The sequence below is a fragment of the Streptomyces sp. NBC_00554 genome (assembly GCF_041431135.1).
GTDB lineage: Bacteria > Actinomycetota > Actinomycetes > Streptomycetales > Streptomycetaceae > Streptomyces.
Genome location: NZ_CP107799.1, coordinates 8,154,745 through 8,169,296 on the forward strand (window position 1 = coordinate 8,154,745; position 14,552 = coordinate 8,169,296).

Annotated in this window: 12 protein-coding genes and 1 tRNA gene; 6 read left to right on the plus strand and 7 right to left on the minus strand. The window is 70.0% G+C overall.

Annotated elements, in window-relative coordinates:
- Window positions 1-16 precede the first annotated feature (16 nt).
- The gene (locus OG266_RS35980; RefSeq protein WP_371550843.1) at window positions 17-1,414 is read right to left on the minus strand and encodes a gluconate:H+ symporter; all 1,398 of its coding nucleotides are present in this window, start codon (window positions 1,412-1,414) and stop codon (window positions 17-19) included.
- Window positions 1,415-1,451: 37 nt separating this feature from the next.
- Complete coding sequence (locus OG266_RS35985; protein ID WP_371550845.1) at window positions 1,452-1,979, minus strand: gluconokinase; 528 nt, start codon at window positions 1,977-1,979, stop codon at window positions 1,452-1,454.
- 146 nt (window positions 1,980-2,125) lie between these two features.
- On the opposite strand from OG266_RS35985, the gene OG266_RS35990 reads away from it, so the two are divergent.
- A complete protein-coding gene (locus OG266_RS35990; protein ID WP_266466868.1) occupies window positions 2,126-2,827 on the plus strand; it encodes a FadR/GntR family transcriptional regulator in 702 nt (233 codons plus the stop codon).
- 29 nt (window positions 2,828-2,856) lie between these two features.
- Here the strand turns inward: OG266_RS35990 and OG266_RS35995 are convergent, their stop codons facing one another.
- The 3 genes from OG266_RS35995 to OG266_RS36005 all read right to left on the minus strand — a co-directional run bounded on the left by OG266_RS35995 (window position 2,857) and on the right by OG266_RS36005 (window position 8,586).
- A complete protein-coding gene (locus tag OG266_RS35995) occupies window positions 2,857-3,231 on the minus strand; it encodes a YchJ family metal-binding protein (RefSeq protein WP_329548619.1) in 375 nt (124 codons plus the stop codon).
- Window positions 3,232-3,250: 19 nt separating this feature from the next.
- Window positions 3,251-4,633 (minus strand): M1 family metallopeptidase, encoded by a 1,383-nt coding sequence (locus tag OG266_RS36000; protein WP_371550848.1) that lies wholly within the window; start codon window positions 4,631-4,633, stop codon window positions 3,251-3,253.
- 77 nt (window positions 4,634-4,710) lie between these two features.
- On the minus strand, window positions 4,711-8,586 hold the full coding sequence (locus tag OG266_RS36005; RefSeq protein ID WP_371550850.1) for a Pls/PosA family non-ribosomal peptide synthetase: 3,876 nt from the start codon (window positions 8,584-8,586) through the stop codon (window positions 4,711-4,713).
- Window positions 8,587-9,186: 600 nt separating this feature from the next.
- Between OG266_RS36005 and OG266_RS36010 the strand changes: the two genes are divergently transcribed.
- Entirely contained in the window at window positions 9,187-10,386 is a 1,200-nt protein-coding gene (locus OG266_RS36010; protein ID WP_371550853.1) for a N(5)-(carboxyethyl)ornithine synthase, read from the plus strand.
- 103 nt (window positions 10,387-10,489) lie between these two features.
- Here the strand turns inward: OG266_RS36010 and OG266_RS36015 are convergent.
- Window positions 10,490-10,577: transfer RNA gene (locus OG266_RS36015), tRNA-Leu, on the minus strand.
- 187 nt (window positions 10,578-10,764) lie between these two features.
- Here OG266_RS36015 and OG266_RS36020 point away from each other — a divergent pair.
- The 3 genes from OG266_RS36020 (at window position 10,765) to OG266_RS36030 (ending at window position 13,486) form a co-directional block, all read left to right on the plus strand.
- A complete protein-coding gene (locus OG266_RS36020; RefSeq protein ID WP_371550854.1) occupies window positions 10,765-12,090 on the plus strand; it encodes a M20/M25/M40 family metallo-hydrolase in 1,326 nt (441 codons plus the stop codon).
- A gap of 177 nt (window positions 12,091-12,267) precedes the next feature.
- Window positions 12,268-12,501 carry a chaplin ChpH gene (chpH, locus tag OG266_RS36025; protein ID WP_266466891.1) on the plus strand — a complete coding sequence of 78 codons (234 nt, stop codon included), beginning with the start codon at window positions 12,268-12,270 and terminating at the stop codon, window positions 12,499-12,501.
- Between the two features lie 151 nt (window positions 12,502-12,652).
- On the plus strand, window positions 12,653-13,486 hold the full coding sequence (locus tag OG266_RS36030) for a chaplin family protein (RefSeq protein WP_371550857.1): 834 nt from the start codon (window positions 12,653-12,655) through the stop codon (window positions 13,484-13,486).
- Between the two features lie 99 nt (window positions 13,487-13,585).
- Here OG266_RS36030 and OG266_RS36035 read toward each other — a convergent pair whose 3' ends face one another.
- Window positions 13,586-13,774, minus strand: coding sequence for a DUF5703 family protein (locus tag OG266_RS36035; protein WP_266466894.1), 189 nt, complete (start codon window positions 13,772-13,774; stop codon window positions 13,586-13,588).
- Between the two features lie 47 nt (window positions 13,775-13,821).
- On the opposite strand from OG266_RS36035, the gene OG266_RS36040 reads away from it, so the two are divergent.
- A complete protein-coding gene (locus tag OG266_RS36040; RefSeq protein WP_266466897.1) occupies window positions 13,822-14,511 on the plus strand; it encodes a hypothetical protein in 690 nt (229 codons plus the stop codon).
- The last annotated feature ends 41 nt before the right edge of the window (window positions 14,512-14,552 follow it).

The window sequence follows — 14,552 nt, forward strand, 5'->3', positions numbered from 1 at the left end:
AGATCACTTAGTTCACTTAGATCACTAGCGACAGCAGCAGGACCAGCCCGCCCGCGACCACCGAGATGATCGTCTCCATGACCGACCACGTCTTGATGGTCTGGCCGACGTTCAGGCCGAAGTACTCCTTGACCAGCCAGAACCCGGCGTCGTTGACATGGCTGAAGAAGAGCGAGCCCGCGCCGATCGCCAGCACCAGGAGGGAGACGTGCGCGGTCGACATGTCGGCCGCGAGGGGTGCGACGAGACCGGCGGCCGAGATGGTGGCGACGGTCGCCGAACCGGTCGCGAGCCGGATCGCCACCGCGATCAGCCAGGCGAGCAGCAGCGCGGGGATCGACCAGTCCTTGGAGATGTCCAGGATCATCTGGCCCACACCGGAGTCGATCAGCGTCTGCTTGAAGCCGCCGCCCGCGCCGACGATCAGCAGGATGCCCGCGATCGGGGCGAGCGACTTCTCGACGGTCGTCGACAGCCGGTCCTTGGTGAAGCCGGCCGCGCGGCCCAGGGTGAACATGCCGACTATCACGGCGGCGAGCAGCGCGATCAGCGGCGAGCCGATCACGTCGAAGACGCGCTGGATCATGTGCGTGGGGTCGTCCACGACGATGTCCACCAGCGCCTTGGCCAGCATCAGCACGACCGGGAGCAGCATGGTCGTGATGGTGGCGCCGAAGCTGGGGCGCTTCTCCAGGTCCTCGGAGGCGCGGGCGGGGATCATCTTGTCGGGGGCCGGGACGTCCACCCAGCGGGCGGCGTACTTCGAGAAGACCGGACCCGCGATGATCACCGTGGGTATGGCCACCAGGATGCCGAGAGCCAGCGTGAGGCCGAGGTTGGCACCCACCGCGTCGATCGCGACCAGCGGGCCGGGGTGCGGCGGGATCAGGCCGTGCATCACGGACAGGCCGGCAAGGGCCGGGATGCCGATGCGCATCAGGGAGTAGTTGCCGCGCTTGGCGACCATCAGGACGACCGGGATAAGCAGCACGATGCCGACTTCGAAGAACAACGGCAGACCGATCACCGAGGCGATCAGCACCATCGCCCACGGCATGGCGCGCCCACCCGCCTTGGCGAGGATCGTGTCGACGATCTGGTCGGCGCCGCCGGAGTCGGCCAGCAGCTTGCCGAGGATCGCGCCGAGCGCGATCAGGACGCCCACGCCGGCGACGGTCGAGCCGAGCCCGGTCGTGAAGCTGACGATGACCTTGTCCAGCGGCGCTCCGGCGAACGCGCCGAGGGCGAGCGAGCCGATGGTCAGGGCCAGGAAGGCGTGCACTTTGAACTTGGTGATGAGCAGGACGATGACGGCGATGCCCGCCAGCACGGCGATACCCAGCTGAGCATGGCCGGCCGAGGTGATCGGCTCGACGGTGTCCGCTGCCAGCATCTCGGCGCTGAGTCTGGTCACGGTGGTTCCCTTACGTGAGAAAGATCGGCAAAAGGGGTTAGAGGGAGGGCTGAGGCAGGTCGCGGAGCGCGGCCACGGCCCGCTCGGTGATCTCTCCGGGCTCGCCGGAGACATCCACGGCGACACCCGCCTCGTCCGCCTCCAGCGGCTGGAGGGTGGCGAACTGGGAGTCCAGGAGCGCCGTGGGCATGAAGTGCCCCTGGCGGTGCGACATCCGGTCCTCGATGAGCGCGCGGTCACCGGTGAGGTGCACGAACACGACACCGGGCGCCGCCGCCCGCAGCCGGTCCCGGTAGCCGCGCTTCAGCGCCGAGCTGCTGACGACCCCGCCGAGCCCCGCCCGCTCGTGCGCCCAGCGCCCGATGGCGTCGAGCCACGGCCACCGGTCCTCGTCGGTGAGCGGGGTCCCGGCCGACATCTTGGCGATGTTGGCCTGGGGGTGGAAGTCGTCGCCCTCGGCGTACGGAACGCCGAGCCGGGCCGCAAGCAGGGGACCGATGGTGGTCTTCCCGGTGCCTGCGACGCCCATGACCACGACGACGTGGGGGGTGCGCGTCAGCTGCATCGTGCTCTCGCTGTCTTCATCGTCTTCGTCGACACCTGACATCCGATGTCGACGACACTGAAACGCATTAGGTACGACAAATTCAAGAGTCTGTGACATATAAGTCTGACTTTTTGTTCCGAGGGGCGGACTCGTACGCTGGCTCCATGAGCACACGGGGCCGGGGCCTGCACGAACATGTACTGGGAACCCTCGGGCCGGCGATCACCGCGGGCGAGTACCCGCCGGGCAGCGTGCTGCGCACGGACGAACTCGCCCAGCGCTTCGAGGTGTCACGCTCCGTGATGCGTGAGGCGGTCCGGGTGCTCGAGTCCATGCACCTGGTCGAGTCCCGCCGCCGCGTCGGCGTGACGGTCCTGCCCAAGGTCGAGTGGAACGTGTACGACCCTCAGGTCATCCGCTGGCGGCTGGCCGGCGCCGACCGCCCCCACCAGCTGCGTTCGCTCACCGTGCTGCGCTCCGCCGTCGAACCGATCGCGGCGGGCCTCGCCGCCAAGCACGCCACCGCCGCGCAGTGCGCCGAACTCACCGAGTGCGCGCTCGGCATGGTCGGCACGTCACGCGGCCATCAGCTGGAGGGGTATCTCGTCCACGACGTCGCCTTCCACCGGGTGATCCTCAACGCCTCGGGCAACGAGATGTTCGCCCGGCTCGGCGACGTCGTCGCGGAGGTCCTGGCGGGCCGCACCCACCACGAGGTCATGTTCGAGGACCCCGACCCCGCGGCCGTCACCCTCCACGTCCAGGTCGCGGAGGCCGTCCGCGAGGGCGACGCGGCCCGCGCCGAGGCACTCACCCGCGAGATCACGGTGGGCGCGCTCCAGGAGCTGGACATACTGGCGCCGTAGCGACTACTGGATGTAGTCGGCCGTAGCGGCTACTGGATGAAGTCGCCGTCCACGTACACCCACGCCCCGTCGACCCGCTCGAAGCGGCTGCGCTCATGCAGCGAGCCGCCCCGGTAGGAGGCCCGGAAGGTCACGGTCCCCGCCGAGTGGAACGCGGAGCCGTCACCCGTCTCCAGGATCTCGAGGCCGGTCCACCGCATCCCGGGATCGAAGTCGACGGAGGCGGGCCGGGTGCGCGGGTGCCAGGTCCGCAGCAGGTACTTCTCGTCCTGCCGTACGAAGGCGGCGTACCGCGACCGCATCAGCGCCTCGGCGGTCGGCGCGGCCGCAGCACCCGAGTGGAAGCGCCCGCAGCACTCCTCGTACGCCCGGGGAAGCCCGCACGGGCAGGAGCGACTGGTCATGGTGCGAATCCCTCTGCGTCTACGCCGAGTCGGCGTTGGTCGGCGGGTAGGTGGGCCGCGCCGGAAGCCGAGAGGCCGCGGGCGAGGGCAGCGGAGGGAGCGCCCTCTTGTCCAGCCATGCGGCGAACATGTCGTCCAGGGGTTCGGCCGCGTAGCGGGTGACATGCGCGGTGAAAGCGGCTGTCGTCACTGCGCCGCCCCGGTACTGAGTGGCCCAGCCGCGCAGCATGCGGAAGAAGGCTTCGTCACCCATCGCGCAGCGCAGCGCGTGCAGGACGAGCCCGCCGCGCTCGTAGAGCCGGTCGTCGAACATCAGCTTGCGCCCCGGGTCGGACAGACACAGGTCCTGCGGCAGCGCGGACAGCTTCCGGTGGGCGGCGGCGGCGAGTTGATGCGCCCCGCGGCCGCCGGAACGCTCCGACCACAGCCACTCCGCGTACTTGGCGAACCCCTCGTTCAGCCAGATGTGCCGCCAGTCCGCGATGGACACGCTGTTGCCGAACCACTGGTGTGCCAGCTCGTGCGCGATCAGCCGCTCCGAACCCCGCGCCCCGTCCACGTGGTTGGCGCCGAACAGCGACAACCCCTGTGCCTCGACGGGGACATCGAGCTCCTCCTCCGTCACCACCACCGCGTACTCGCCGAACGGATAGGGCCCGAAGAGATCCTCGAACAGCTCCATCATCGCGGGCTGGCGTGCGAAGTCCCGGGAGAACTCGGAGAGCAGGTCCGCGGGCAGATGGCCGGTCTGCGGCACGCCGCCGAGGCCCGGGTCGCCGAGCAGCACCGTCTGGTACTTGCCGATCGAAAGGCCGACCAGATAGCTGGACGTCGGCGCCGACTGCTCGTAGACCCAGGTGGTCGTCGAAGCCCGCGTCGTACGGGTCAGCAGCCGGCCACCGGCCACCACCGAGTACGCGGACGGTGTGGTGATCGAGATCTGGTAGGCGGCCTTGTCGGCCGGGCGGTCGTTGCACGGATACCAGGAGGGCGCGCCGATCGGCTGGCTCGCCACCAGAGCCCCGTCCTCCAGCTCCTCCCAACCGAGCCCGCCCCAGGGGCTGTTCACCGGCTTCGGATTGCCGGCCCAGTGCACCTCGGCGGTGAAGGCGGCACCGGCGCGGATCGGCTTCGGGGGACGGATGCGGAGCTTGCCGCCGCGGTGGGTGTAGTGCGGTGCCTTGCCGTCGACACGGACCCGGCCGATCCGGAAGTCGGCCAGGTTCAGATGGAACTCGGTGAGCGGGGAGCGGCCCGCTATGGCATTGAGCCGCACGGTGCCGGAGAGCCGGTTCGGGCCGGGGCGGTAGTCCAGCGCGAGTTCGTACCGGTGCACCCGGTAGCGGGGATCACCGTTGGCCGGGAAGTACGGGTCCGATCCCACTGTCTGCTGAACGCTCACTGCTGCGTCTGCTCCCTGCCCTGTGCTCGTACGACGTGCCGGTACACCGCCCTTCGTATCCGATCCGGCCTTCGCTTCTATGAACGCCATGACTCGATCGGGTTGCCCAGCCAGCGGGTGTCGTCGGGAACGGACTCCGCCGCCATCACGAGCGACGCGGGACCCAGTGTGGAACGGGCCCCGACGGTGCTGCCGGGCAGGACGATTCCGCCCGGACCCAGGGTGGCGCCCTCACGGAGGACAACAGTATCCGTCCGCAAGATCCGGTCGTGGAAGAGGTGAGTCTGCAGGACACAGCCCCGATTCACGGTGGAAGCATCGCCGAGCGACACCAGGTCCGTCTCCGGCAGCCAGTAACTCTCGACCCAGGTGCCCTTGCCGATCCGGGCACCGAGCCCGCGCAGCCACGCCGTCATCAGCGGCGTACCCGGCACGGAACCCGCCAGCCACGGCACGGCCACCACCTCGACGAAGGTGTCCGCCAGCTCATTGCGCCACACGAAGCTGCTCCACAGCGGGTGCTCGCCCGCCCGGTGCCGCCCCACGAGTGCCCACTTCGCCACGATGGACAGCACACACGCGAGCGCGCCCACACCGAGCAGCACCACCCCGGCGAGCGCCCAGGCCCATGCCCCCAGCGCACTCAGCGCGGCCACCGTCAGCACGGCGAGCGCCGCCGAGCAGAACACCGGCACGATCCGGCACAGCTCCACCAGACCGCGCGCCCACAGCAGGTGCGCGGGCGGGTCGTACGTACGGCTCTGATCGCCGCCCTGCGCGGCACGCGGCAGCTTCATCGGCGGCAGCCCCAGATAGGAGCTGCCCTTCTTCGCCTTCTTCGGCGTCGCCGACAGCACCCCGACAAGACCGCCGTCCGGCACGCTGCGGCCCGGCGCGGTCATCCCGGAGTTCCCGAGGAACGCCCGGCGCCCGATCTCGGCCCGCCCGATCTTCACCCAGCCACCGCCGAGCTCATACGGCGCGGTGAGTGTGTCGTCCGCGAGGAACGCGCCCTCGCCGACGGTGGTGAGGCTCGGCAGCGCGAGCACTGTGGAGACCTCGGCGCCCCGCCCGATCTTCATCCCGAGCAGCCGCAGCCACACCGGCGTGATCAGCCCTGCGTACAGAGGGAACAGCGTGTCCCGCGAGCGGTCCATCAGCTGCGTGACCGTCCAGGACTGCCAGCCGATCCGGCTGTGCGTCGGATACGTGCCCGCGCGCAGCCCGAGGCTCAGCAGCCGTACGGCGATCAGGAGCAGCAGCGCGTACGCGAGGCCGAAGGCGAGCGTCGCCGGCACCAGGGCCACCGCCGCACCGCGCAGGGCTTCAGCGAGCCCGGCGTCCGCGCTCACGAACTCGTGCGCCACGAGCAGCGCGGCAAGTCCCGCGACCAGCGGCAGCGCGGACAGCGCGAAGCCGGTCACGCCGTACATCACGCGCCAGTACGTGCCACGCGCCGGGCGCTCCTTGGGCCAGGCCCGCTTCGCCTTGCCGAGCTTCACGGCGGGCGCTCCGGCCCAGCGCTGCCCGGTCGGAACATGCCCGGCCACGGCGGAACCGGCGGCCACCTCGGCCCGCTTGCCCACCCGCGCACCGGGGAACAGCAGGCTGCGCGTGCCCACCACGGCGTGCGCACCCACCTTCACCGGACCGATCTCCAGCCGGTCACCGTCCAGCCAGTGCCCCGACAGGTCCACCTCGGACTCCACGGCGGCACCCCGGCCCAGCTTGAGCATGCCGGTCACCGGCGGCAGCGAGTGCAGATCCACGTCCGGCCCGATCTTGGCGCCCAGGGCACGCGCGTACCGCTCCAGCCAGGACCCGGTCAGCGAGGTCGCGCCACTGAACTCGACCAGCCGCTCGGCCGTCCACAGCCGCAGATGCACACTCCCACCGCGCGGGTGACGGCCCGCCTTCACGCCCCGTAGCAGCAGCCGTGCACCGCCCGCGGCGATCGCGAGGCGCCCCGGCGGGCTGAAGAGCACGAGGGCCCCGGCGGCGACGAGCCACCACGAGGCCGTCGGCGCCCACGGATACGGCCCGAACCAGTGCAGTACGTTCCCGAGCGCGGCCAGCGCCACCGTCCAGCGCAGACCGAGGAGCGTGAAAAGCGGGATCAGTAGAAGAAGCTGGGTCGCCTTGGTGCGCAGCGGCACGGGCGCGATGACCCGCTCGGCGCCGTCGTCCTGCGAGGACTCCTCCAGGTGCCGGGCGAGCTTGCGCAGGGTCGGCTGCTGGTAGATGTCGAGGACCGCGGCGCTGGCGTAGCGGGTGCGCAGCCTCGTGGTGAGCTGGGCGGCGGCGAGGCTGCCGCCGCCGATCGCGAAGAAGTCGTCGGACGCGGTGGCGACGGGGATGCCGAGAACCTCGCTCCACTGCTCGGCGAGCCAGGCCTCCGTGCCGTACAGCTGCTCCTTCGCGCCGCCGGTGTTCAGGTTCTCCAGCGGCCAGGGCAGCGCGTTGCGGTCGACCTTGCCTGACGTCCGGGTCGGCAGGTCCTCGACCGGCGCGAGCAGCGGGACCAGGGCGGCGGGCAGCTCGGCGCGCAGCTTCTCGACGGCCGTGGCCTGGTCCCAGCCCTCCTGGGTGACCACATAGCCGACGAGCAGCTGGTTGCCGCTGCGCGCGGTCCGTACGGCGGCCGCGGCACCCGCGACACCGGGCAGCGCCTGCAGAGCGGCGTCCACCTCGCCGAGCTCGATCCGGCGCCCGCCGAGCTTGATCTGCTCGTCGGCCCGGCCGAGGAAGATCAGCCCTTCGGGCTCCGCCTTGACGAGGTCACCACTGCGGTACGCCCGCTCCCAGCCCAGCGACTCGAGCGGCGCGTACTTCTCGGCGTCCTTCTCGGGGTCGAGATAGCGGGCGAGCCCCACTCCGCCGATGACGAGCTGCCCGCTGTCGCCCATCGCCACGGGCTCCCCGGCCTCGTCGACGACGGCCAGCTCCCAGCCGTTCAGCGGCAGCCCGATCCGGATCGGCTCCTCGCCGGTCATCAGGGAGGCGCAGGCGACGACGGTCGCCTCGGTGGGCCCGTAGGTGTTCCACACCTCGCGCCCCTCGGTGACGAGGCGCTGCACCAGCTCGGGCGGGCAGGCCTCGCCGCCGAAGATCAGCAGCCGGACCTCGTTGAGAGCCTCCGGCTCCCACAGCGAGGCCAGCGTCGGCACGGTCGAGACGACGGTGATCTCCTGCTCCACCAGCCAGGGCCCCAGGTCGGCGCCGCTGCGCACCTGGGAACGCGGCACGGGCACCAGGCAGGCGCCGTACCGCCAGGCCAGCCACATCTCCTCGCAGGAGGCGTCGAAGGCGACGGAGAGGCCCGCCATGACCCGGTCGGCGGGCCCGATCGGTTCCTCGGTGAGGAAGAGGTCCGCCTCGGCGTCGACGAAGGCGGCGGCACTGCGGTGGCTGACGGCCACGCCCTTGGGCTTGCCGGTGGAGCCCGAGGTGAAGATGATCCAGGCGTCGTGCTCGGTGCCGGGACGGGCGGCGGGCGTTTCGCTCCTGCCGGTGACGGTCAGCTCGTGCCCGGCCCCCACGACCGCGCGCACCTGGGCCTCCCCGAAGACCAGCTCGGCCCGCTCGTCCGGGTCCTCGGCGTCCACCGGCACATAGGCGGCGCCGGCGGCCAGTACGGCGAGGATGGCGACGTACAGGTCATTGGTGCCGGAGGGGACGCGGACGCCGACCCGGTCGCCGAGGCCGACACCGGCGTCCGCGAGCCTGCGGCGCAGCGCCTCGACCTCCACGGCCAGCGCACGGTAGGTGAGGGAGCGCTCGCCGTCGTCCAGGGCGGGCTCGTCGGGGTACGCCCGGACGGAGGCGTCGAGGATGTCCACGAGCGTGCGCGGGGAGGCGGCGGGGGAGGCGGAGAAGCGCGCGCGGTCACCGAACTCCGCTCGCACCTCCTCGTCGAACAGAGCGAGCGCAGGGCCTTGCTCTAGGGCTGCCATCGGGTCCTCACGTGGTGATCCCGGAGCGTCCGGGGCGCTGGTGGGCCCGCAGGTACGCCTGGGGATGTTCCGGTCCAGCTCCAAACAAGCGTGGAATTTTAGTACGACGCTAGTCGCGTACCTGCACGTCAGCCATGTGAGGGGGCGTCGGGGAGCCCCTGGAACCAGTGATTCCGGTGCCCTGCTGGTGCTCTGACGTGGGGATCTGTCACTCTGACGAGATCTGCCCCACATCTTGCCGTAACACGTCGTACGGCAATGCAATGGGTGCGGTTCCACTCGGAGTTGGTGACCTCCCCACCTGGTCCTGCGCACGTCAGCGGGGTTCGAGGAGCCCACAGGGGAGTACGGTTGCAGGTACCGAGCGCCTAGCACGCCGTCATCCGTTTCAGCGTCGCCCTCGGGGAACGGCAAGGCCGGAGCACCTCGTGCCCGGCGGAAATGGGCCGCCCCATGACTGCTCGCTCGAACCGTCGCGCCGACTGCCGCATCCCGTCCCGCGCTCCGCGTTAGCGGTCCTTCCCGCCCCGAGGTGTCTCCGGGGAGCCCCAAGGCGTTCCGGCACTCAGTCACGACAAGAACTCAATAATGAGGAAGCGTATGAGCCGCACGAGCCTGATGAGTCTGGGAGTCATCTCCTCCTCCAACAAGGAGAACGAGTTCCGACTTCCCCTGCACCCCGCGCACCTCGGCCGGATCGGCCCCGACGTACGCGAGAAGATCTTCCTTGAACAGGGCTACGGCGAGCGGTTCGGCGTCGGCGACGATGCTCTGCGGCCCCTCGTCGCGGGCCTGCGCTCCCGAGAACAGCTGATCGCCGAGTGCGATGTCCTGATGCTGCCCAAACCGATGCACGAGGACGTCGCCGAACTGCGCCAGGGCCAAGTGCTGTGGGGATGGCCGCACTGCGTGCAGGACGACACGATGACCCAGCTCGCCATCGACCGGCAGCTGACGCTCATTGCCTGGGAGGCCATGAACCACTGGACCTCCACGGGCGCCTTCAGCGTCCACGTGTTCCACAAGAACAACGAACTCGCGGGCTACTGCTCGGTGTTGCACGCCCTGCAGCTCGGCGGGCTGACCGGCAGCTACGGGCGCCGGCTGCGCGCGGTGGTCATCAGCTTCGGCGCCACGGCACGCGGAGCGGTCACGGGCCTGGGAGCCATGGGCGTCTCCGACGTCACCGTGCTCACCCAGCGCGCCGCCGCCGCGGTGGCCTCGCCGATGCCGTCGGTCGTGATGGGGCACTTCGAGGAGCAGGCGGACGATCCGTCGAAGCTGCGGGCCATCACCGCGGCCGGTTCCGCGCCGCTCGCGGAGTACCTGGCCGGGTTCGACATCATCGTCAACTGCGTACTGCAGGACACCGACTCACCGCTGATGTTCGTCACCGACGAGGAACTCGCCCAGTTCAAGCCGGGGACCTTCTTCGTCGACGTCGCCTGCGACGAGGGCATGGGCTTCGAATGGGCCCGCCCGACCACCTTCGGCGATCCCATGCCCACGGTCGGTCCTGGCTGCCACTACTACGGGGTGGATCACAGCCCGTCCCACATGTGGAACTCCGCCACCTGGGAGATCAGCGAGGCGCTCCTCCCCTACCTGCGCAAGGTCATGAGCGGCCCCACGGCATGGGAGGCCGACGCCACGGTCAGCAAGGCCATCGAGATCCGCGACGGCATCATCCAGAACCCGAAGATCCTTTCCTTCCAGCACCGGTCGGCCGCCTACCCGCACGCCCGCGAGATTCCGGCCCCCGCCTCGGCCCAGGCCCAGGCCCCGGCACTGGTCGGCTGATGGCCGCGCGGAGTTGACGTACGACGACGGAAGCTGACGTACGACGACGAAACGCGAACGGTGCCGGCGGAGAATCCGCCGGCACCGTTCGCACAGAACCATCTGGTGTCCGAGGGGGGACTTGAACCCCCACGCCCGTTAAAGGGCACTAGCACCTCAAGCTAGCGCGTCTGCCATTCCGCCACCCGGACAAGGTGTCTGTCGCGCGGGGTTTCCCTCGCGGCGACAGAGGAAACATTACCAGGCTTCCGAGGGCGCCCGATCACGCCCCGTTCCCGCGTGAACGGCGTGTGACGGGCCGCGTCCGGCCTTGGACGGGGCGGGGGTCGGAGAGAGGATGAGGGGGGACCACCAGCAGTGACAGTGGGAGGAAGCAGCGTGAGCGAGTCGAGCACGGCCAGGGGCGTCTCTGGCGAGGACGAGGTCGTGGACCTCTGTCGCGAGCTGATCCAGATCGACACCAGCAACTACGGGGACCACTCGGGGCCGGGTGAGCGCAAGGCCGCCGAGTACGTCGCCGAGAAGCTCGCCGAGGTGGGGCTCGAACCGCAGATCTTCGAGTCGCACCAGGGGCGCGCCTCCACGGTCGCCCGCATCGAGGGCGAGGACCCCTCACGCCCCGCGCTGCTCATCCACGGCCACACCGATGTCGTACCGGCCAACGCCCAGGACTGGACCCACCACCCCTTCTCCGGCGAGATCGCCGACGGCTGTGTGTGGGGCCGGGGTGCGGTCGACATGAAGGACATGGACGCCATGACGCTGGCGGTCGTACGGGACCGGATGCGCAGCGGCCGCAAGCCGCCCCGCGACATCGTCCTCGCCTTCCTCGCGGACGAGGAGGCGGGCGGGACATGGGGCGCTCGGCACCTGGTCGACAAGCACCCCGGCCTCTTCGAGGGCGTGACGGAGGCGATCGGCGAGGTCGGCGGGTTCTCCTTCACGGTCAACGAGAAGCTGCGGCTGTATCTCGTCGAGACCGCCCAGAAGGGCATGCACTGGATGAAGCTGACCGTGGACGGCACCGCCGGGCACGGTTCGATGATCCACAAGGACAACGCCATCACCGAGCTGTCGGAGGCCGTCGGGCGGCTCGGGCGGCACAAGTTCCCGGTGCGGGTGACCAAGACGCTGCGCCACTTCCTCGACGAACTCGGCGACGCGCTCGGCACCGAGCTCGACCCGGAGAACATGGACGCGACGCTCGCCAAGCTCGGCGGCATCGCCAAGCTCATCGGCGCCTCCCTGCAGAACACCGCCAATCCGACCCAGCTGGGCGCGGGTTACAAGGTCAATGTGATTCCGGGGCAGGCGACCGCGCACGTCGACGGGCGTTATCTGCCGGGCTACGAGGAGGAATTCCTCGCCGACCTGGACCGGATTCTCGGCCCGAAGGTGAAGCGCGAGGACGTGCACTCCGACAAGGCCCTGGAGACCACCTTCGACGGGGCTCTCGTCGACGCGATGCAGACCGCGCTGTCCGCCGAGGACCCGATCGCGCGCGCCGTCCCCTACATGCTGTCCGCCGGCACCGACGCCAAGTCCTTCGCCGACCTCGGCGTCCGCTGCTTCGGCTTCGCGCCGCTGAAGCTGCCGCCGGAGCTGGACTTCGCGGGCATGTTCCACGGGGTCGACGAGCGGGTGCCGGTCGATGCGCTGAAATTCGGCGTGCGCGTACTCGACCGCTTCATCGACGCTTCCTGAACGGACCGGGCCATGCGGTGAATTGGCCCACTGAAACGAAACTGCACTATTCGCCAGCCTGTGCGGAATTGACTGAGAAGAGTGAATGAGACGATAAGCGCGTAGCCCCATTACTTCCCCCTCGTTACAGGTGATGCGATCCGAAGCTGGGATCGCATTTGCCAACAAGGAGGAATAATGATCAAGAAGATCGTCGCCGCTGCGGCCGCCACCGGTGGTCTGGTTCTCGCGGGTGCGGGCCTGGCCGTCGCCGACTCGGGTGCCCAGGGTGCCGCTGTGGGCTCCCCGGGTGTTGCCTCCGGCAACGTCATCCAGGTGCCCGTTCACGTCCCGGTGAACGTCTGCGGCAACACGGTCTCGGTGATCGGGCTGCTGAACCCCGCCTTCGGCAACACCTGCATCAACAAGTGACGTTGCACCTCATCCCATGAGGGTGTGAGCCCGTCGGCCCCGGAGCGCGTGCCATGCGCTTCGGGGCCGACCGGCTTTTCCGCGCACGCGTCGGTCGGGTGCGTGCGCGTTCCGGATGGTCCAAGCCAAGGGCGAAGGCAGGGATATAGCTATGCGACAGGTCACCCGCAAGGGCCTGATGACCGTGGCGGCAGCGAGTGGCGTACTCGCCGTCACCGGCGGTCACGCACATGCCGACTCGGGTGCGAACGGCGCCAGTTCGGACTCGCCCGGCGTGCTGTCGGGCAACACGGTGCAGGCGCCGGTGCACGCGCCGGTCAACGTCTGCGGCAACACCGTGAGCGTCGTGGGGCTGCTCAACCCGGCGATGGGCAACAAGTGCGCCAACAAGGGCGGCGGGAGCGGTTCGTCCGGCGGCTACGGGGACGGAGGGTCCCATTCCGGCGGTGGCTCGCAGGCGGGCGGGCATGCGAGTAACTCACCGGGGGTCGGCTCGGGCAACCACGTGCAGGTGCCGATCGACGTGCCGGTCAACATCTGCGGCAACAGCGTGAACGTGGGCGGCGTCGGCAACGCCGTGACGGGCAACGAGTGCGGGAACGGGGCAGGTGGCGGGCACTCCACCACCCCGCCCGGCGGCGGACCCGAGGCGCCGACTCCGGGCAAGCCGTGGCAGCCCGGCCAGCCGGGACACCCGGGCGAGCCCGGCACTCCGGGGACGCCGGGACATCCCGCTACGCCGGGTCATCCGGTGACGCCGGGGACCCCGGGCCACCCTGCCGGGCCGGCCGGCTGGGGCGGGGAGAACGCGGGCGGCTCCGCGCACGCCGACCACCTGGGCGCGCGGTCCGTCACCCAGCCCGAGGGCGTCGAGCAGCTTGCCCACACCGGCGGTGACCTGCCGCTGGGCGCGATCGTCCCGGCGGGTATCGGCGCACTGCTGGGCGGCGCCGTGCTGTACCGCAGGGCGCGATCGGCGGCGTAACCGGCACAGGTGTGAGCACAACGTCACAAACCTTCCGTGGTGAGCGGAACGGAGCCGGCCCCGCACTCGCGGGGCCGGCTCCGTTTCAGCCTCTTTCGCTCACCATGTCGCGCGCATCTGACGGATGATCCGCCGACGCAGCCGCACCTTGCGGCTGCCGTCGCGCAGCAGGCTCAGACGGTCCAACTCCCAGTGTCCGTACTCCGCGTGGTCTGTCAGCAGGCGTGTAGCGTCCTTGCGGGAAACCCCGCGTGGTACGTACACGTCGACAAATTCGTATTCCGGCATCGCATCTATTGTGCGGGCAGAGGCTCTGTACGGATAGCGTCTGCACTATGTCTGATGCTGTGCAGCCCACCGCTGCCGAGGTACGCGCCGCCGCCGAGGCGATCAAGACCGCGCTCGACCGTCACCTGGCCGCGGTCGAGCGCAGGACGGGCGATGACGACCCGGCCGTATACGAGGCGTTCAACGAGCTGGCCGCCGCGGCCGAGGAGTACGACGAGCTCCTCTACGACCGCTACGACGAGGTCACACCCTTCGAGATCCCCGGTTCGGAAGACACGCTGCCGCCGTACACGGGCCCGGAGGAGCCGAACGCGCTGAGCGTGCTGATCCGCCGGGACTACGCGGTGGTGGAGCCACAGCGCCTGCTGGCGCAGGCTCAGCGGGTGGAGGCCGTGGAGGAGGACGGAGCCAGTGTCAGCGCGGCCTTCGACGCGGCGGCCGGCACCGTGCACGGGGCGCTCGGAGTCCTGTTCGGCGAGTTCGAACCGGACGAGATCGCCTCCCGGCACAAGGAGTTCGGCCTGGAGGAGGGGGACTCCACGCTCTGGGTGACAGCCGCGGACGAGGCGGCCGAGCCCGGCGAATGGCTTGAGGCCCCGTTCGAATCGATCGACCCGCAGCGCGTGGTCTGCCGCTTCGACGTCAGTGCCGTCTTCGACGACGATTCGGACGACGAGGATCTTGAGGACGACCTCGGCCCCGACTCCGATCTGGAACCGCTGGACGCGGATCGCTGAGCCGAGCCCGTTGTACGGGGTGGCGGTCACCGGGGCCCGGT